Raw genomic sequence first — 17862 nt, 5'->3', positions numbered from 1 at the left:
ATGCTTTGCACTTCGACCTCCGCGGAACGACATCATGGCCTTGGGTATTCGTCACCTCGTCGCAGCGAACCGCTTCGAAGTCATCGTGGATGGGTTTGTTTGCGAACTCGACTACACGCTGCACGACAAAGTGATGAGCATCAATCACACAGGCGTGCCTTCGGAAGTGGGTGGACGCGGCATTGCTGGCGAACTGGTGCGCATGGCACTGGAAACGGCACGCCGTGAAGGTTGGAAAGTTGTGCCGGCCTGCAGCTATGCGCAGGTGTGGATGGAACGTCATCCCGAGTTTGCGGATATGCGCGCATGAGTGCAGCTGAACCGCCTGATGAGCAACGCCTAAGCACATCGTCGGTTGGAAAACCCGCCACGCGTGCGCGACGGCGGCTTTGGGCGCCATTGCGTTTCGTGCGCGCGCGACCTCTGCTGATGGTGTCGAGCGTCGTATTCGTGGTGGCATGCGTGGTGCTGAGCATGGCTGGTGTGCGCCTCGCTTCCGCGTTATTGCTTGGTTTCGATTGCGGCGCGTTGCTTTTTCTCAGCCTGCTGGCACGCATGTTTACCCGTGCAAACGCTGCACACATGGCACGGCAGGCACGTTGTCAGGACACCGGTCGCCGCACTACGTTGTGGGTGGCTGTGACCGTGTCAGTGGTAGTGATGGCAGCCCTGTTTACCGAGATGCATGCTGCCAAGAGCGGCGGGCTTCAGGCCATGGGCATGGCGGCGGCCAGCATCGTGTTGTCGTGGTTGTTCATGAATACGATGTACGCGCTGCATTATGCGCATGGCTATTACGGCGACTTCGGCAAGCAGCACGAGGGTCTGCAATTTCCCGGCTCTCAGCAACCGGATTACTGGGACTTCGTGTATTTCGCCTTCGTGATCGGCATGTGCTTTCAGGTGTCGGACGTGCAGATCACCAGCCACACTTTGCGCCGCACTGTGTTGTTTCACAGTGTGGTGGCGTTTTTCTTCAACGTGTTCATTATCGCGATCAGCGTGAACATTGCAGCGGGGCTCGCCTGATTTGCTCCCTCCCCTACGTGTAGCAGGTGGCATATCTTCTCTTCTCCTCCGGCAAGCCGGAGGAGGTGGGGTGGGGTAAAGCAACCTCGCAGTAAATTCAATCTGTGCGGCAAGCTCTTACAACCCCCCCAACCCTGCAAGCAGGGGAGGGAGTGTTGGTCAATCGCGGAAGTTGTCGAACTGCAACGGCAGCTCCACATCCGCCTTCCGCAACACGGCCATCGCCAACTGCAAGTCATCCTTCTTCTTGCCAGTCACGCGCAGCTTGTCACCGTTGATCTGCGCTTCCACCTTCAACTTGGCTTCCTTCAGTGTGGCGATCAGCTTCTTGGCAATCGGCTGCTCGATGCCTTGCTTTACGGTGATCTTCTGACGAGCGCCACCCAGGTTCACCTCAGGATCGGCAATGTCCAGTGCGCGCAGATCGATCTTCCGCGCCGCAAGGCGGCCACGCAGGATGTCCAGCATTTGCTGCAACTGGAATTCGCTGGGCGCACTTTGCGTGATTACGGACTTGTCCAGCTCGAACTTCGCATCGGAACCTTTGAAATCGAAGCGGTTGGACAGCTCGCGATTGGCTTGGTCGACGCCGTTGGTGAGTTCGTGCTTGTCGACTTCGGAGATCACGTCGAAGGAGGGCATGGCAGGGTCCTTGAATAGGCAGAGGCTAAGTTTAAGGCATGCGGGTATTGGATAATGGGCAGATGTCTGTGTTGGCGAGAAGGGTGGTGACGGCGTGAAAGTGGATGTCCTGGTGATCGGCGCCGGCGCTGCGGGGTTGATGTGCGCCATTACGGCCGGGCAGCGGGGGCGGCACGTGCTGGTGCTCGATCACGCCAACAAGCCGGGCAAGAAGATCCTGATGTCCGGTGGCGGGCGCTGCAATTTCACCAATCTGGGCGTGACGCCCGCGCAATACCTTTCGGCCAATCCGCATTTCTGCAAATCGGCTTTGGCGCGCTATAAGCCGGCCGATTTCATTGCGCTGGTGGAAAAGCATCGCATCGCTTATCACGAGAAAGAGCTAGGGCAACTGTTCTGCGACGAATCCTCCAAGCTGATCGTGCGCATGCTGCTGGACGAATGCGCGGCGGCTAGCGTTCGTATCGAAACCAGTTGCGCGGTGGAACGCGTACGCAAAACGGAAGAGGGCTTCACGGTGTTGACGGCGAAAGGCGAGGTGCATGCCGAATCGCTGGTGGTTGCCAGCGGCGGCCTTTCCATACCCAGCATGGGTGCCACAGGTTTCGGTTATGAGTTGGCGCGGCAGTTCGGGCACAACGTGTTGCCGACGCGTGCCGGCCTGGTGCCGCTGACCTTGAGTGGCAAGCACCTGGAGCACTATCAGGATCTAGCCGGTGTTGCCCTGCCGGTGGCAGAAACACGCGTGGGCAAGCGTCGTTTTCGTGCCGGTTTGCTGTTCACGCATCGCGGCATCAGTGGGCCGTCGATTCTGCAGATTTCGTCGTACTGGCAACCCGGTGACGAGCTGCGTATCGACCTCTCGCCGGAGCAGAACATCAGCGACTGGTTGATTGCCCAGCGCGCGGCGCGACCAGCGGCAGAGCTGCGCAACGTGCTTGGCGATCTGTTGCCGCGCCGACTGGCGCAACGCATGTGCGAGCTATGGTTGGGTAGCAAGCCGATGCGCCAGTACCGTGATGCGGAATTGCACGATGCAAGCGCGCGATTGCACGATTGGCCAATAGTTGCCAGCGGCACGGAAGGTTACCGCACGGCGGAAGTTACACTGGGCGGCGTGGATACGGATGGTCTTTCCTCCAGCACCATGCAATCGAAGCATGTTCCCGGTCTGTATTTCATTGGTGAAGTGGTCGATGTGACTGGTTGGTTGGGCGGCTACAACTTTCAGTGGGCGTGGGCATCGGGCCGCGCGGCCGGCGAAGCGGCGTGACGCTTCGCTTCCGCTGAACATCGATCGTGCTCCACTTAGCGTTCGCAATGGGAGATTCTCCATGAAAGTCGGTTTTATCGGGCTTGGTGCGATGGGTGTGGCCATGGCCAGCAATCTGGTTGCCGCCGGGCATCACGTACTGGTCTGGAATCGTTCGGAAGCGGTCACGGAGAAGCTCGCCTCACTTGGCGCCAGTGTGGCAAGCACGCCTGATCGCGCCGCGCAGGGCGAGGTGCTGCACAGCATGCTGGCGAACGATCAGGCAGTGCGCAGTGTATTTCTCGATAGTGGTCTTCTCGATGCGATGGACCCCGGCACGGTGCACGTCAACCATGCCACGATCTCTGTCGCACTCGCGCGACAACTGGCTGAAGAACACACCAAGCGCGGACTGGGCTATGTGGCGGCACCGGTGTTCGGCCGTCCAGACGTGGCCGCTGCGGGCAAGCTCAATATGTTGGTTGCAGGCGCACCAAACGCCATCGAAAAAGCCCGGCCCTTGCTCGAAACCATGGCGGCCCGGCTCTGGCCGATGGGAGAAACTCCCGAGCGCGCCAACGTGGTAAAGCTCGCCGGCAATTTCATGATTGTCTCTGCGATCGAAAGCCTGGCCGAGGCCTCCGTGCTGGCGCGCGCCTATGGCGTAAGCGCGGCGGATTTCATCGAGCTGATGACCAGCACGCTGTTCGCCTCACCGGTGTATCAAGGCTATGGCAAGGCGATGGCGGAAGAGCGCTTCACGCCGCCTGGCTTTGCCTTGCCGTTAGGCTTGAAGGACGTGATGCTGGCGCAGGACGCCGCACACGCGGAGCAGGTGCCGATGCCATTGGCAGGCGTGTTGCGAGACAGCTTGATCGAAGCGTTGGCGGATGGCGCGGAAGGGATGGATCTGGCTGCCTTGGCGAGGGTTGCTGCGCGACGAGCGAATCTGGGGCAGCGCGATTCGGATAGGCGCGATTAACGCTTGGGCTGTTGCGCCAGCCAGCGGTCGAGCTGGTTGGCAAAGGCCTGTTTATCGCGCGGATGCAACGCGGCCGGACCACCCGTATCGACGCCCGCACTGCGCAGCTCTTCCATGAAGTTGCGCATGGTCAAGCGCTGCTGGATGGTGTCGGGCGTATAAAGCTCGCCGCGGGGATGCATTGCCAACGCGCCTTTCCCGATGACGGCAGCGGCCAGCGGGATATCTTGCGTTACCACCAAGTCACCGGGTTCAACCTGGCCGGCGATTTCGTTGTCCGCCACATCGAAGCCGCCGGCTACCTGGATGCTTCGGATGTAAGGCGAAGGTGGCGTTCGTAACGCGTGGTTCGCCACCAGCGTAACCTGCACCTGCGCGCGCTGTGCGGCGCGAAACAGGATCTCCTTGATCGCTACTGGGCACGCGTCGGCGTCCACCCAGATGCGTGCTGCCTTAATCACGTCCGTTCCAATGCAGCGTTCCATCGATCACGGTGTTTGTGCGTCCGCCGATCCAGATCATGCCGTCGACGATGTGCGCAATCAGCAGCGCATCGTGTCCCATTTCGCGGCCCTGGCTTACGGAATAACCGCGCGCCAGTGGGCCGTTGGGTTCCGCGTGCGTAAGGTACGCAGCGATCAGGCCATTCGCGGCGCCGGAAGCGGGATCTTCAACGATGCCCACGCCGGAAGGGAACGCGCGCACTACTAGTTGATAGTCGGGATGGCTGCTGCGCGCGAATGCGCACAAGCCCATGCTGCCGCTGGCGACGGCGAGTGCGCCGATAGCACTGTGGTCGGGCTGCCATGCGCGCAGGCTGGCTTCGTCCTTGCACTCGGCCAACCACCAGCGGCGACCGCCATCCACTAGCGCAGGTGGCAGCTTGCCAAGTTCGATGCCGTCGAGCGTAGGCGCCAGTAGCGGATGCGCGTGCAGGCCGGTTTTCACCACGCGCGCCTCGGGCGATTGCAGCATCAGTATGCGTTGCGCACCACTGCCTTCCACGCGGATCGGCAATATGCCAGCGCCACATTCCTGCCACAGTAGGCCGTCTTTCGGTTCGGCCAGCCCGCATTCGAGTATGGCATGGGCGCTCCCCACGCTGGGATGGCCGGCAAAAGCGATTTCCTTTTGCGGCGTAAAAATGCGCACGCGATAGCTGGCCTTGGGATCGGCCGGCGGCAGCAGGAACGTGGTTTCCACCAGATCGGTCCAGCGCGCATAGCGCTGCATGTCGGCGTCGCTCCATCCGCTGGCATCGGTGACCACACCCAGGTGATTGCCGCCGCTGGGGCTGGCGGCGAAGACGTCCAAGTGCATGTAGCGGATGGGTTTCATACGTCGGGTGGAGCATGAATTGGGAAGCGGTTGGGCATTGTAGCCGTCGACAACTTGGCGCGTGAACGTCAAGATGGGCGGATTCCCAATCCTGTCATGGTCGGATTCGTCATATGCCGATTACAACGCTAATCATCCTTGCCGCCACCTGCATCGTCTCCTTCATGGCCTTCAACAATAGGAAGTTGGTGGACGATCTGATCCTGTGGCCGCCCGCGATCGAGCGCAAAGGCGAGTATTACCGGCTGGCGACCTATGGCTTCATCCATGCCGATCCAATGCACTTGCTGTTCAACATGATGACGCTGTTTTTCTTCGGCCGGGCGATCGAGCCGATTTATGCGCAGACGCTGGGATCCTTTGGCTTTGCGCTGTTCTATCTAGGCGGGCTGATCGTGTCGATTCTGCCTACCTATCTGAAGAACCGGCGCAATGCGAACTATCGCAGCCTGGGTGCCTCCGGCGCAGTGTCCGCAGCGGTGTTCGCTTTTATCCTCTACGCGCCATGGGCACGCATTTACGTGTTGGTTCTGCCAGTGCCGGCGATCATCTACGCGGTGCTGTACGTGGCTTATTCGATCTACATGGATCAGCACGGGCGGGATAACGTCAACCATAGCGCCCACCTGTGGGGCGCGGCCTATGGCGTAGTGTTTACCGTGCTGGCGAATCCGGCCGTGCTGCCGCATTTCCTCGGATTGATGTCGCAGCCGAGAATGTAAGAAACAAACGATCGGCACTTGCCGATCACATGCACTTCGCGATGATGATCGCTACCGATCACCGCTGGAGTACGTACGCATGGCAACGACGCGCAAGTCTGCCGCGAAGAAACCCGCGGCCCGCAAGGCATCCCAAGCTGCCGGCTCGACCAGGAAGAAACCTGCCGGCAAACCTGTTTCGGCTCGCAAGAAAACGGCGAAAAAAATCGTTGCCGTCAAAAAGACTGCAAAGAAAGCAGCACCCAAGACAGTGAAAGCAGCTGCCAAGAAAACGCCTGCCACGAAGGCGGTAAAGAAAACGGTAGCCAGCAAGCCAGCATTGCCTGCAGCGAAGAAACAGGAAAAGACGGTCAGCAAGGCGCCAATTGCGAAAGTCAAAGCCGTTCGCCCGGCAGCAACGCTTGCGCCGGCCACTGAGCAGCGAGCGCCTAGCAAGCCCGCGAAGGCGAAGTCAGACCCGCGGACGCCTGCTCCCGCTCCAAGCGCTGTTTCCGGCGAAGCCGTTCATATCAGCCCCGAGGATGCGGTTGCCCATATCCAGGCGTTGCTGCAGGCAAAGCAGGAGCGCGTGAAACGAGGACCGGCCTGGCCTGGTGCCCAATCGGCCCCGGCCACCGTCAACGGCAGCGCACAGCACGGCGACAATCAGGCTCAAGGTCCGTTGCATCATTCGTCGCGTGCGCGCGGCGATCAATCCAAGGGCGGTAAAACCTGAAAGAGCCGTTAGCGTTTTTTTACCGAAAAGGCCGGGCCGCTGTATGCGGCCCGGCCTCCGCTTTGCAGTACAGATTCTGCTCAGTGCGCATTTAGCGCAGCAGGACTACCGTAACATCGTAGAGCGCATGGAGTCCCCACCATGAACATCCCACTGAAACGCGTGCTTGCCGGCCTGATACTGGTTGGCCTGATCAGTTTGCTTTCCGGCTGCTATGTGGCGCCAGGCTACAGCTACGTACAAAGCAACGGCTACGTGGGAGACGCCTACTACGGAAGCGGTCCGGCTGTGGTCTACGACTATCCGTATTACGGCTATCCGTACGGCTACGGCTATTACCCTTACGGTTACTACGGCGGCATCTACTACTACGGCGGCCGTGGACGTTACTGGGGACATGGCGATCATGGGCATGACTGGCATGGTGGTGGCGGTCACAGCTGGCATGGCGGTGGTCATGCCAGCGGTCATAGCAGTTCGGGCTACCACAGCCACTAAATTCGGCTCTTGCGTCAGAATGCGGGGATGATTCGTCCCCGCATTCGTTTGTTCGCCATCCGTTCGATAGTCTGCGTCATGGTGGTCGCCGTGCTTGGTGCCTGTGCCGATCTCCGCTACTACGCGCACGTCACGCATGGCGAGGGCGCGTTGCTGTTGCAGCGCCGTTCGGTGCGCAAGGTGGTTGCCGACCCTGCGACGGATCCCAAGCTGGCAACGCGTCTGCAACTTTCCCAGCAGGCACGACAATTCGCCTCGGATCGGCTCGATCTACCGCGCAACCGAAGCTATACCTATTACGTTCAACTGCACCGTCCTTATGTGGTGTGGAACGTCTATGCCACGCCGCGTTTCTCGGTAGAAGCCGTGCCGCAATGTTTTCCTATTGCCGGCTGCGTGGCTTATCGAGGCTGGTTCGATGAGCAGAAGGCGAGGGCAGGTGCGGACCACCTTCGTGCACATGGCTATGACGTGTACATCGGCGGTGTTTCGGCTTATTCGACGCTCGGTTGGTTTTCCGACCCCATCCTCAGCAGCATGCTGCGCTGGGACGACGACGAACTGGTCGGCACGATCTTCCATGAACTTGCGCATCAGAAGATCTACATGAAAGGCGATACTGCTTTCAATGAAAGCTATGCCATGTTCGTGGAAGAAGAGGGTTTGCGCGTGTGGCATCGTTCGCGTGGCGAGCCGGTCGGCGACGATCATGAGCAGGCCATGGAGGATGGATTTACCTCGTTGGTGCTCGACCTGCGTGATCGCCTGAAAAAACTGTATGTCAGCGGTGCGGACGAACACGAAATGGCGGAAGGCAAGCAGCGCGAGATCGAAGATTTTCGTGCGCGTTATGCCAAGTGGCGTGACCAGCATTGGCCAAACGATCACCGTTACGACAAATGGGTGGCGCAGCCGATCAACAATGCTACCTTGCTGCCGTTCGGCCTTTACGATCAATGGACGCCGGCGTTTGCCGTGCTGTTCAAGCAAGCAGGGGAACAGTGGCCGCAGTTCTTCAAGCGTGTTCGTGAATTGGCAAAAGAGCCTAAAGCCGAACGCGAGAAAAGCTTGCGAGCCTTGCTGGACGTCAGCAAAAATTAGGAAGTCGCTCGATCAACGCCATCGCTGCGGCCGGGTTGCGCTCCTTCGCTGCGCTGATGAAGAAAACGAAGACATCGCGCTTGCGTTGCGGCGCACGTTCTGCATCAAGGTAAGGAAGATCTGTCGGTTGTGCTCCGCTCGCCCATGCGTGGGCACGCTTCGCCCAGCCATCGAGTTCCTTGCTGCCGTAGCCCGTCGTCACGTTGCTGCGGGAACGCATAAGCCGCGCGTAGACGAAATCCGCGGTCACATTGGCAAAGGATGGATAGTCGGGTGAATCGGTGAACACTGTCGCCATGCCATGCTTGCGTACTAGCTCGAGGTAATCGGCATTGACGAACTCCGGATCGCGTACGTCCAGCACATGGCGCAACGTGCGTGCTTCGATCTGCTTCGGCAACAAATCGAGGAATTCGGCGAAACTGTCGCGCTGCACATTCTCGTTGGCGTCGAATTGCCACACGATCGGGCCGAGCCGATCGCCCAGCGAGATGATGCCGCCCAGGAAGTCCTCAATCTGGGGCCTAGTTTTCTCCAGCTTGCGCGATTGCATGATGCGCATCGGCGCCTTGGCTGAGAACACGAAACCTTCTGGCGTTTCAGCAGCCCATTTTGCATACGTTGAGGGCTTCTGCGTCCCGTAATACGTGCCGTTGACTTCGATTGCGGTGAGTTTGCGGCTGGCGTACTCCAGTTCGCGCCGCTGCACGAGACCTTTCGGATAGAAGTTGTCGCGCCATGGCGCGAAAGTCCAGCCACCGATGCCGACGCGAATACCGTTTACCGGTCGGGGATGTTCGTCGAACAGTTCCATGGTTCAAGTGCTCCGCGGGTTACTTCTCCGCTTTATGTTGCGCCATGTACTTCAAGTAGGCGATCACCGCATCCAGATCCGCGTCCGACAGTAACGCCTGTGTGGGGAAGCCGGTCATCTTTCCTTCCGGCCAGCGTCGCAGAGACTGCGGATTGCGGATGAATGCGCGCAGCGTGTCCGAGCTGAGGTACTCGGTGGGGCTGTGCGGAATATTGAGGTCCGGTCCCATGCGGGCATCACCCTCGCCATTGAGTGTGTGGCAGGCGAAGCAGGTGCGTTGGAACACGGCATAGCCCTGTCGAACGGGGCTGTCAGCAGGCACGGAAGCTGCAGGTGTGATGGCTGGAAAGCGGGAAGCTACATCTTGCGTGCGTTGGATGCGTGCCAATTGGTAAGGCCATTGCTCGCTGCTGATGTTGGCTGCCGTTGGATGTGTCCACACCACATAGAAAGGACCGGCATCGCCCTTGTTATTGGGCAGCGATGGCCATACGTGCCGCGGGTCCTCAATCGCAAGCCATGCTTGCGCGCCTGCCTGATTGAGAATGGCATCTGCCGCGATGTCGACCGAGAAACCGTCGTTCGCAACAAATTTCAAACGATCGCCATGCGCAAGTTCCGGTAGCAGAGCGCGCAGCGGCACGGCGCGATATTCCATTGTGCGATGGAAGGCGACGTCATCGGGAATCGTCACGTTCTGCACATCGGCGCGTACCAGCAATTGAGCAGTGGTCAAAATATGCGCACCGTGGCCGGCATCGATGCTCAGATCGGCCGCATGGATCGGCAGAGCGAAGCACAGCACGAACAGGGCAAGACAGCGACGCAGCATGCTTATGGCCTTGTACTGACAAGTAGTTGGAAAGGATGCAGATGAAACAGTTGGTGCAATGCTTTCGGAAAGCTGAACCGATTCATCTCGTTTCGATCGGTCACTTGAACTTCGTTCGCGTCGGACGCACTAAGCATTCGTATCGCCGTGAGGCGACGACCGGATGCCACAACACATCGTGACATCCAGGGGCCGGTTCCTAGTTTACCCTCCCCCCGGAACACGGCCTAGCAAACCCCGGCAGTTATTCCCCTGGCTGCCGGGGTTTTATCTTTTTTTAGCTTTGCTAAATCTCTCCCAGCTATTCATGGCAAGGGCTTCAGCGAGATAATCTGCGAGTGCCGCGCCATGCGCGATGTTTCTTCCTCCGACATGGACACTCCATGATCGTTAGCTCTCTGCTCGATACCGATCTTTACAAATTCTCCATGATGCAGGTGGTGCTGCATCAATATCCTGCTGCGCAGGTGGAGTACCGCTTCAAGTGTCGCAACCCTGGTGTCAACCTGGTGCCGTATATCGATGAAATCCGAGAGGAGCTGGATGCGCTGTGCAGCCTGCGCTTTACCGAGCAAGAGCTTGATTACCTGCGCTCCTGGCGCTTCATCAAGAGCGATTTCGTCGACTTCCTCGGTCTGTTCCAGCTCAACACGAAATACGTGGACATTGTTCCCTCGCCCTTGAACAACGGCGAGATCGACATACGCATTTGCGGCCCTTGGCTGCACACCATCTTGTTTGAAGTGCCGTTGCTGGCGATCGTCAACGAGGTGTATTTCCGCAATACGCATCCTGGCCTGGATCTCGCCGAAGGGCGTCGCCGGCTGAAGGAGAAGATCGCGCTGCTACATGGAACGCCTGGCTACGAGGAGTGCCGCATTGCGGACTACGGCACGCGCAGGCGCTTCTCGCATGAATGGCATCGGGAAGTGGTCGCGACGCTACGTGAAGGTCTGGGCGCGCAACTGACCGGCACCAGCAACGTATGGTTGGCGTGGCAACTAGGCCTGCGTCCACTGGGCACGCTGGCGCACGAATACCTGCAGGCGCATCAGGCGCTGGGGCCGCGTCTGCGCGATTCGCAAATTGCGGCGTTGGAGGCATGGGCGAAGGAGTATCGCGGGGACCTGGGCATCGCCTTATCGGACGTCTACGGCCTTACCGCCTTCCTGCGCGATTTCGACATGTATTTCTGCAAGCTGTTCGACGGCACGCGGCATGATTCAGGCGATCCCTTTGCCTGGGGCGAGCGCGTGCTGGCGCATTACCAGGCCAACCGCGTCGATCCGCGCAGCAAGGTGCTGGTATTCAGCGACAGCCTGGATATTCCAAAGGTGATGAAGCTGTTCAAGCACTTCCATGGCCGATGCCAGCTGGCCTTCGGCGTGGGCACCAATCTCACCAACGACGTTGGTCCAACGCCACTCAACATCGTGATCAAGATGGTTCGCTGCAATGGGCAGCCGGTGGCCAAGCTCAGCGATTCGCCGGGTAAGAACATGTGCGAGGACGATGCTTATATCGCTTACTTGCGGCAGGTGTTCGATATTCCGGTGCTGGTGGAGGCGGAATCTGCCGTATAACCCATATATCTCCCCATGGTCGTCATTCCCGCGAAAGCGGGAATCCATCTTTGCTTTTGCATCAGAACAAACTGGATTCCCGCTTTCGCGGGAATGACGGCACATGGAGCGCGCAGTGGTAACGCTAGGTATCAGAACGCCGGCAACACAGCGCCGTGATATTTCTGCTCGATAAAGCTCTTCACTTCCGGACTGGTCAACGCCTGCGCCAGTTTCTGCACGCGCGGATCGTCCTTGTTGTCCGGACGCCCCACCAGGTAATTCACGTAGGGTGAATCCTTGCTCTCGATCAGCAGCGCATCCTTGGTCGGATTCAAGCCGGCGGCTAGCGCGTAATTGGTATTGATCAGCGCCAGATCCACTTCATCCAATGTGCGTGGCAGCATCGCCGCTTCCAGTTCCTTGAACTTCAGGTTCTTGGGATTGGCAGTGATGTCCTTGGTGGTCGCCAGCTCGTCGTTGGGATCTTTCAGCGTGATCAGACCGTGCTTGGCGAGCAGTAGCAAAGCGCGGCTGTTGTTGCTCGGATCATTAGGGATCGCAACAGTGGCGCCGTCGGCCAGCTGATCGATGGATTTGAGCTTGTGCGAGTACGCTCCGAACGGCTCGATGTGCACGCCGGCAATGATGATCAGGTTGGTTTTCCGCTCGCGGTTGAAGGCATCCAGATAAGGTTTGGTTTGGAAGTAGTTCACGTCGATGGTTTTTTCGTCCACCTGCAGATTGGGCTGCACGTAGTCGGCGAACACCTTGATCTCCAGATTCACGCCTTCCTTCGCGAGGATCGGCTTCACTTCCTTGAGGATCTCCGCATGCGGCACCGCGGTGGCGGCCACAATCAGCGTCTGGTTGCCGGCGTCGCCGGAGCCGGAGGATGAGCAGCCGGCCACGAGCAGGGCAGCAGCCAGGAGAACCATCAGCTTTTTCATGGGAGCAATCCTTGTGCGGCAGGCCAGAATAGCCGTCCATACGGCCGGATGCAAAAAACCTGCGCTGCGCAGGACTTAGCGTCGGCTGTAATGCGCCACGATGCGATCGCCCAGCATCTGCAAAAGCTGGACGAGTACGATCAGCAGCAACACCGTTACCACCATGTAGTCGGATTTGTAGCTGAGGTAACCGTAGCGATAGGCCAGATCGCCCAGCCCGCCCGCGCCGATCGCGCCGCCCATGGCGGTGTAACCGACCAGCGCAATGGCGGTGACCGTCACACCGGCCCAAAGACCGGCGCGCGCTTCGGGCAGTAGTACGTGGCGCACGATTTGCCAAGTGGTAGCGCCCATCGCTTGCGAGGCTTCAATCACTCCACGCTCCACTTCGCGCAACGAGGTTTCAACCAGACGCGCAAAGAACGGTGCGGCACCGATCACCAACGGCGGAATCGCACCGCGAATGCCAAGCTTGGTACCGACCAGTATGTAGGTTATCGGCATCAGCACGATCATCAGGATGATGAAAGGAATCGAACGCAGCACGTTCACGACCAAAGACAGCGCGCCGTAGAGCTTGGGCATGGCATGCAATTGACCTTTTCCGGTAAGGAACAGCAGCACGCCCAGCGGCAAGCCGATGACCACCGTCAGCAGCAGCGAGCCGCCCAGCATCAGCAGCGTATCGATGCACGCTTGGCCCATTTCACCCCAGTCGTCGATATTGGGAAACAGCGTGTGCAGCGGGGAAAGGTGGGCGGCGATCATCGGGCAAGTTCCTCCACTTCGATGCCCGCTTCGCGCAGCGAGCGCAAAGCGGTATCCACGTTATCGCCCTGCATGGCCAATGTGAGCTGGCCGTAGGGCAGATCCTTGATGCGGTCGATGCGTCCGGCCAGGATGTTGAAATCCACGCCGGTTTCGCGTGTTACGCGCCCCAGCGTCGGGGACCAGGTGGCTTCGCCGCGGAACGACAAGCGCAGGATGCGGCCCGGTACATTTTCGTAGGGCAGGTGTTCGCCCGCGGCTTCTTCGGGTAGTGCTTCGTTGACGAAGCGACGTGTGGTGGCGTGCTGCGGATGCAGAAAGACATCCGCAACCGTGCCGTGTTCCACGATCCGCCCGGCGTCCAGTACGGCCACGCGATCGCATACGCGACGTACCACGTCCATTTCATGCGTGATCAGCACGATGGTGAGCTTCAGTTCGCGATTGATTTCCGCGAGCAGTTCCAGCACCGATGCAGTGGTCTGCGGATCGAGCGCGCTGGTGGCTTCGTCGCACAGCAGGATGGAAGGGCGATTGGCCAGGGCGCGTGCAATGCCCACGCGCTGTTTCTGTCCGCCGGAAAGCTGCGATGGATACTTGTTTGCATGCGCGGTCAAACCTACGCGTTGCAACAGTTCGTCGACGCGCGCACGAATCGCTTTTGCATCCTTGTTGCCGGCCAAGCGCATTGGAAAGGCGATGTTTTCCACCACTGTCTGCGAAGAGAGCAGGTTGAAGTGCTGGAAGATCATGCCGATGCCTTGCCGTGCCTCGCGCAGGGCATCGTCGTGCAGTGCGGTCATCTCAGTGTTGCCGATCAGGATGCGTCCACCACTCGGGCGCTCCAGCAGGTTGATCAGGCGGATGAGGGTGGATTTGCCTGCGCCGGAATGGCCGATGATGCCGAATACTTCGCCATCCGCGATCTCCAGGCTGAAAGGCTCCAGCGCCGGAATGTCCTTGCCTTCGACCCGGTAGGATTTGTGGACATCGATGAAGCGGATCACGGCAAGCCTAGTCTGGAGTCGAAAGAAACCATTTTATGCCACATGGCGGGCTGGGGTCTGAAGTAGACTGCCATATCGATATGACCGGAGCGACGACATGACCACCGTATACGACTTCAGCGCGCGCGACATCGACGGCACCGAGCGCTCGCTCGGCGATTGGCGTGGCAAGACCTTGTTGATCGTCAATGTGGCCTCCAAGTGCGGCTTCACCCCGCAGTACAAGGGTTTGGAGGAGCTGTGGCGCAAGCATCAAGACCAAGGGCTGGCCGTGCTGGGCTTTCCCTGTGACCAGTTTGGTCACCAGGAACCGGGTAACGAGGAAGAGATCAAGCAGTTCTGCTCGACGACGTATGACGTGACCTTTCCGATGTTCGCCAAGATCGAGGTGAACGGCGACAAGACGCATCCGCTCTATCAATGGCTGAAGAAAGAGGCCAAGGGGTTGCTGGGGAGCGAGTCGATCAAGTGGAACTTCACCAAGTTCCTGGTCGATACGGATGGCAATGTGGTGAAGCGCTATGCGCCGAACGATGCGCCGGAGAAGATCGAGAAGGATTTGGCGAAGCGCTGAGTCCGCGTAGGTCGGGGCAACAGCACGGCACTTGCCATGATAAAGAGAACCTGGGAATGGCGGCCCTGAGGTAAGACGACTTTCACGGCAGCCTACGTCCACGGCTTCAGCTATGCCCCTGAAACTCCGCCAGCAACTCCACAATCGCATCCAGCGTGCGGCTCGGACTCGGCTCGTCCTCTCCACGCACGAAATTGTTCAGCATGATGGCGAACGCCAGTCGTTCGCCCGCTGCCGTTGTCACGTAGCCGACGAGGCAGCGCACGTTGTTCATGCTGCCGGTCTTGGCATGCACATTGTCCGCCGCAGCCGAGTTGCGCATGCGCCATTCGAGTGTGCCGTCCACGCCTGCGGACGGCAGCGCATCACGTAGTTGCGCACCATAGGGCTGACCAGCCAGATAGGTCAGAAGATGCACCATGGCATCGGGTGTGGACAGATCCTGCCGTGATAGCCCCGCGCCTTCCTCGATCTGCGCTGCACCGGATGCAATGCCGATGCGATCCAGCAATGCTTTGAGCGCGCGCGTGCCCCAGGCTTCGCTGCTCAAAAAGCCGGATGGCGGGTCGCCGGACTGTTCTGCGTTGGCCTGCGCTTTGACGCCTGCGATCTGCAACAGGTTCTGCAGATACAGATTCTGCGAACGCTTCAAACCGCGCGAAAGGATGTCCATCACCGGCGGTGAAAGCACTTGCGCCAGCACTACGGCTTTCTCGATGTCCGCCGTGTTCTGCTCGGGCCAATGTCGCACACGCAGTCCGCCCTGGACATGCACGCCATGCCGTTCCAGTGCTTCGCGCAGCCGCGTGCCGGCATACCAGGCGGGGTCGGCGATCGCGAGCTTGAAGGTTTGCGACTCCGCTTGCGCCGGAATGTTGCCGAAGGCGTACAAGGTCGGATCGCCCGGCGCGCGATAGAGATTGATATCGCTGTGCGTGCCGTGGGCGCCGGTGGCCAGGTGGTTTACCACCCGCGTCATGGCGCCCGGCGGGTCGAACATCAGCGATGCTGGACGACCCGGCGCGTCCGACGCGCGCACCGTGAGATCGACCACGTTCTCCTGCACGCTCAAGGCTGAAGCGGGTACGGCGAACCAACTCTGCAGGTCACGCGCCTCCCATCCGGAGCCGATTTGCGGACCCTGGAAGTAGCTATCGTCCGCGATCAGGTCGCCTTGCACGTCATGCACACCGCTGGCGGCAAGTTGTTCGGCCAGCTGGTCGGCCCAGTCCATGTTGGTGCCGGGTGTGCCGAGCGAGGGATCGCCCATGCCGCGCAAGATCAGCGGCCCTTCCAAGCGACCTTGTGCAACCGGACGCGTAGCAAGCAGCTGCGTGGGGATACGGTAGTCGGTGCCGATGGTGTCGAGCACCAGCGCGGCGGTGTACAGCTTGGCGGTGGAAGCGGGTTGCAGTAGCCGATTCGCATCATGTGCGTACAACGCATGACCGGTATCCAGCGATATCACGGCAATGCCCCAGCTGGCGGAAGCGAAGCGTGGGTCGCTGATCTGCTCATCGATGGCCGATGCAAGCTGCTGCGGAGTAGTTATCGCAGTGGATGCATTTTCAGCATGCAAAGATGCATTGGCGAACAAGGCCAGCGCCAAGCAAGCCGTGCTGATGCGTAACGCGGGGCGAAAAGAAGCGAAAGTCATGAGGCTAAGTATTGCCCAAGCCACGTCTTGCGCAATAGCTCATGCAATCCACGCGCGGCGTCGGCGAATACGCAAACCAAGCCATGCCAGGCTCAGCCCGCGCACGGTCATGAAGGCCAGGAACGTCAGCCACAAACCCTCGTTGCCCAGGCTGCGCGTGAGCCATGCAAGCAAGGCGAAGAACAGCACGGACATCAGCATGCTGTCGCGCATTTCGCGTGCGCGCGTTGCGCCAATGAACAGACCATCCAGCAGATAGCTCCACATCCCCACGATCGGCAGCGCCGTCAGCCATGGCAGGTAGCGGTAGGCGGCATCGCGCACTTCGGGCAGATTAGTCTGCAGGTCGACGAACAAATGGCCGGCACTGCCGAAGAGCAACGCATAGCCTATGCTGCCGATCAACGACCATCCTCCCGCCACGACAAGAGCGCGACGCAAGGCGTGATGGTCGCGGGCGCCGATGGCATGTCCGCATAGCGCTTCGACCGCATTGGCCAAGCCATCAAGGCCGAAGGCGGTCAGCATCAATCCGTTTAGCAGCAGCGCGTTCGCGGCAACTGTGGCATCGCCCAGGCGTGCGCCCAGCAGCGAAAGGCTGAAGAACACGCCTTCCAAGGCCAGCGTACGCAGGAAGATGTCGCGGTTCACGCGCAATAGGGGCAGCCACTGCCGCCATGCGCGCAAGGTTTGCCAGTCGACGTGAGCGTCCAGGCCGCGCACGACCTGGAGCGCCCGCCACAGGCCATAAAGTGCGCCGCACCACTCGCCGACTACCGATGCCAGCGCAATGCCTGGCACGCCCCATCCGAGCAGCGGCACGAACAGCAAGTTCAAGGCGATGTTCACCAGATTCGTGACCAGCAACAACGCAAGTGTGGTGCGTGCGCGCTGTGCACCGATGAACCACCCTGCCAACGCATAGTTGAGCAGCGCCGCCGGCAGGCCGAACAGGCGCAAGTGCAGGTAATCGAGCGCGCGTCCTGCCATCAGCGGCGTCGCATGCATCTCGGCCACCAGCCACGGCAGTGCCGGAACCATCAGCAAGCCCACCAGCACGCCAAGCACGGCAGCAAGCAGAAGTGCCTGTGTCTGCACGGTGCGCAGCGCGGAAGCATCGTTCGCGCCTTTGGCTTGGGCGGCGAAACCGGTCGTGCCCATGCGTAGAAAGCCCAGGCTCCACACCGGTAGCGCGTACACCGCGCTGCCTACGGTGACTGCAGCCAGATCCTGCGTATGCGGCAGATGACCGGCCACGGTGCTGTCCACCAGCGACACCAGGGGTACGGTGAGGTTGGAAAGAATCATCGGTGTGGCCAGCGCCCACACCTGCCGGTGCGTCGCGCGATGGCGCCAGGCTTCGAGTAGTGTCGTCATGGGGGAGTTGGGGGCGATTGCCGGCGCATTCTGGCACGTTTT

At 59.9% G+C, this 17862-nt stretch carries 20 protein-coding genes; 10 read left to right on the top strand and 10 right to left on the bottom strand.

Annotation, left to right across the window (positions count from 1 at the left end):
• Nucleotides 1–34: 34 nt before the first annotated feature.
• Together QQJ86_RS16080 and QQJ86_RS16075 are read left to right on the top strand one after the other, a co-directional pair.
• On the top strand, nt 35–310 hold the full coding sequence (locus QQJ86_RS16080; RefSeq protein ID WP_284321979.1) for a GNAT family N-acetyltransferase: 276 nt from the start codon (nt 35–37) through the stop codon (nt 308–310).
• Nucleotides 307–1029 (top strand): DUF1345 domain-containing protein, encoded by a 723-nt coding sequence (locus QQJ86_RS16075; protein ID WP_284321978.1) that lies wholly within the window; start codon nt 307–309, stop codon nt 1027–1029. The genes QQJ86_RS16080 and QQJ86_RS16075 overlap by 4 nt, the downstream gene beginning before the upstream one ends.
• A 159-nt stretch (nt 1030–1188) precedes the next feature.
• On the opposite strand, the gene QQJ86_RS16070 is transcribed toward QQJ86_RS16075, so the two are convergent.
• Nucleotides 1189–1671 carry a YajQ family cyclic di-GMP-binding protein gene (locus QQJ86_RS16070; RefSeq protein WP_284321977.1) on the bottom strand — a complete coding sequence of 161 codons (483 nt, stop codon included), beginning with the start codon at nt 1669–1671 and terminating at the stop codon, nt 1189–1191.
• 94 nt (nt 1672–1765) lie between these two features.
• Here QQJ86_RS16070 and QQJ86_RS16065 point away from each other — a divergent pair, with 94 nt between their 5' ends.
• Both QQJ86_RS16065 and QQJ86_RS16060 read left to right on the top strand, forming a co-directional pair.
• On the top strand, nt 1766–2944 hold the full coding sequence (locus QQJ86_RS16065) for a BaiN/RdsA family NAD(P)/FAD-dependent oxidoreductase (RefSeq protein ID WP_284321976.1): 1179 nt from the start codon (nt 1766–1768) through the stop codon (nt 2942–2944).
• A gap of 61 nt (nt 2945–3005) precedes the next feature.
• On the top strand, nt 3006–3905 hold the full coding sequence (locus tag QQJ86_RS16060; protein ID WP_284321975.1) for an NAD(P)-dependent oxidoreductase: 900 nt from the start codon (nt 3006–3008) through the stop codon (nt 3903–3905).
• On the opposite strand, the gene QQJ86_RS16055 is transcribed toward QQJ86_RS16060, so the two are convergent.
• Both QQJ86_RS16055 and QQJ86_RS16050 read right to left on the bottom strand, forming a co-directional pair.
• Nucleotides 3902–4363: a YaiI/YqxD family protein gene (locus tag QQJ86_RS16055; protein ID WP_423372973.1), complete on the bottom strand. Its 462-nt coding sequence runs from the start codon at nt 4361–4363 to the stop codon at nt 3902–3904. The genes QQJ86_RS16060 and QQJ86_RS16055 overlap by 4 nt on opposite strands.
• Nucleotides 4359–5243: a PhzF family phenazine biosynthesis protein gene (locus tag QQJ86_RS16050; protein WP_284321973.1), complete on the bottom strand. Its 885-nt coding sequence runs from the start codon at nt 5241–5243 to the stop codon at nt 4359–4361. Before QQJ86_RS16050 ends, QQJ86_RS16055 begins: the two co-directional genes overlap by 5 nt.
• A gap of 113 nt (nt 5244–5356) precedes the next feature.
• On the opposite strand from QQJ86_RS16050, the gene QQJ86_RS16045 reads away from it, so the two are divergent.
• From QQJ86_RS16045 to QQJ86_RS16030, 4 genes are all read left to right on the top strand, one after another.
• Nucleotides 5357–5965: a rhomboid family intramembrane serine protease gene (locus QQJ86_RS16045; protein ID WP_284321972.1), complete on the top strand. Its 609-nt coding sequence runs from the start codon at nt 5357–5359 to the stop codon at nt 5963–5965.
• Between the two features lie 79 nt (nt 5966–6044).
• Nucleotides 6045–6680 carry a hypothetical protein gene (locus QQJ86_RS16040; protein ID WP_284321971.1) on the top strand — a complete coding sequence of 212 codons (636 nt, stop codon included), beginning with the start codon at nt 6045–6047 and terminating at the stop codon, nt 6678–6680.
• Nucleotides 6681–6821: 141 nt separating this feature from the next.
• Nucleotides 6822–7178, top strand: a complete 357-nt coding sequence (locus QQJ86_RS16035; RefSeq protein WP_284321970.1) for a hypothetical protein — start codon at nt 6822–6824, stop codon at nt 7176–7178.
• Between the two features lie 27 nt (nt 7179–7205).
• A complete protein-coding gene (locus QQJ86_RS16030) occupies nt 7206–8279 on the top strand; it encodes an aminopeptidase (protein WP_284321969.1) in 1074 nt (357 codons plus the stop codon).
• On the opposite strand, the gene QQJ86_RS16025 is transcribed toward QQJ86_RS16030, so the two are convergent.
• Both QQJ86_RS16025 and QQJ86_RS16020 read right to left on the bottom strand, forming a co-directional pair.
• Nucleotides 8266–9093 carry a DUF72 domain-containing protein gene (locus QQJ86_RS16025; RefSeq protein ID WP_284321968.1) on the bottom strand — a complete coding sequence of 276 codons (828 nt, stop codon included), beginning with the start codon at nt 9091–9093 and terminating at the stop codon, nt 8266–8268. The two genes, QQJ86_RS16030 and QQJ86_RS16025, sit on opposite strands and share 14 nt — an antisense overlap.
• A 19-nt stretch (nt 9094–9112) precedes the next feature.
• Nucleotides 9113–9925 (bottom strand): c-type cytochrome, encoded by an 813-nt coding sequence (locus QQJ86_RS16020; RefSeq protein ID WP_284321967.1) that lies wholly within the window; start codon nt 9923–9925, stop codon nt 9113–9115.
• 383 nt (nt 9926–10308) lie between these two features.
• Here QQJ86_RS16020 and pncB point away from each other — a divergent pair, with 383 nt between their 5' ends.
• A complete protein-coding gene (pncB, locus tag QQJ86_RS16015; protein ID WP_284321966.1) occupies nt 10309–11508 on the top strand; it encodes a nicotinate phosphoribosyltransferase in 1200 nt (399 codons plus the stop codon).
• 131 nt (nt 11509–11639) lie between these two features.
• Here pncB and QQJ86_RS16010 read toward each other — a convergent pair whose 3' ends face one another.
• The 3 genes from QQJ86_RS16010 to QQJ86_RS16000 form a co-directional block, all read right to left on the bottom strand.
• On the bottom strand, nt 11640–12437 hold the full coding sequence (locus QQJ86_RS16010) for a MetQ/NlpA family ABC transporter substrate-binding protein (protein WP_284321965.1): 798 nt from the start codon (nt 12435–12437) through the stop codon (nt 11640–11642).
• A 75-nt stretch (nt 12438–12512) separates the two neighbouring features.
• Complete coding sequence (locus QQJ86_RS16005; RefSeq protein ID WP_284321964.1) at nt 12513–13205, bottom strand: methionine ABC transporter permease; 693 nt, start codon at nt 13203–13205, stop codon at nt 12513–12515.
• Nucleotides 13202–14212: a methionine ABC transporter ATP-binding protein gene (locus tag QQJ86_RS16000; RefSeq protein WP_284321963.1), complete on the bottom strand. Its 1011-nt coding sequence runs from the start codon at nt 14210–14212 to the stop codon at nt 13202–13204. Before QQJ86_RS16000 ends, QQJ86_RS16005 begins: the two co-directional genes overlap by 4 nt.
• Nucleotides 14213–14309: 97 nt before the next feature.
• On the opposite strand from QQJ86_RS16000, the gene QQJ86_RS15995 reads away from it, so the two are divergent.
• Entirely contained in the window at nt 14310–14786 is a 477-nt protein-coding gene (locus tag QQJ86_RS15995; RefSeq protein ID WP_284321962.1) for a glutathione peroxidase, read from the top strand.
• Between the two features lie 106 nt (nt 14787–14892).
• Here the strand turns inward: QQJ86_RS15995 and dacB are convergent, their stop codons facing one another.
• A complete protein-coding gene (dacB, locus tag QQJ86_RS15990) occupies nt 14893–16443 on the bottom strand; it encodes a D-alanyl-D-alanine carboxypeptidase/D-alanyl-D-alanine endopeptidase (protein ID WP_284321961.1) in 1551 nt (516 codons plus the stop codon).
• A gap of 39 nt (nt 16444–16482) precedes the next feature.
• A complete protein-coding gene (locus QQJ86_RS15985; RefSeq protein ID WP_284321960.1) occupies nt 16483–17820 on the bottom strand; it encodes an MATE family efflux transporter in 1338 nt (445 codons plus the stop codon).
• Between the last annotated feature and the right edge of the window lie 42 nt (nt 17821–17862).

Source organism: Dyella acidisoli (assembly GCF_030160295.1).
GTDB classification, from domain to species: Bacteria; Pseudomonadota; Gammaproteobacteria; order Xanthomonadales; family Rhodanobacteraceae; genus Dyella_B; species Dyella_B acidisoli.
This window is presented reverse-complemented; position numbering and strand designations above follow the sequence as displayed.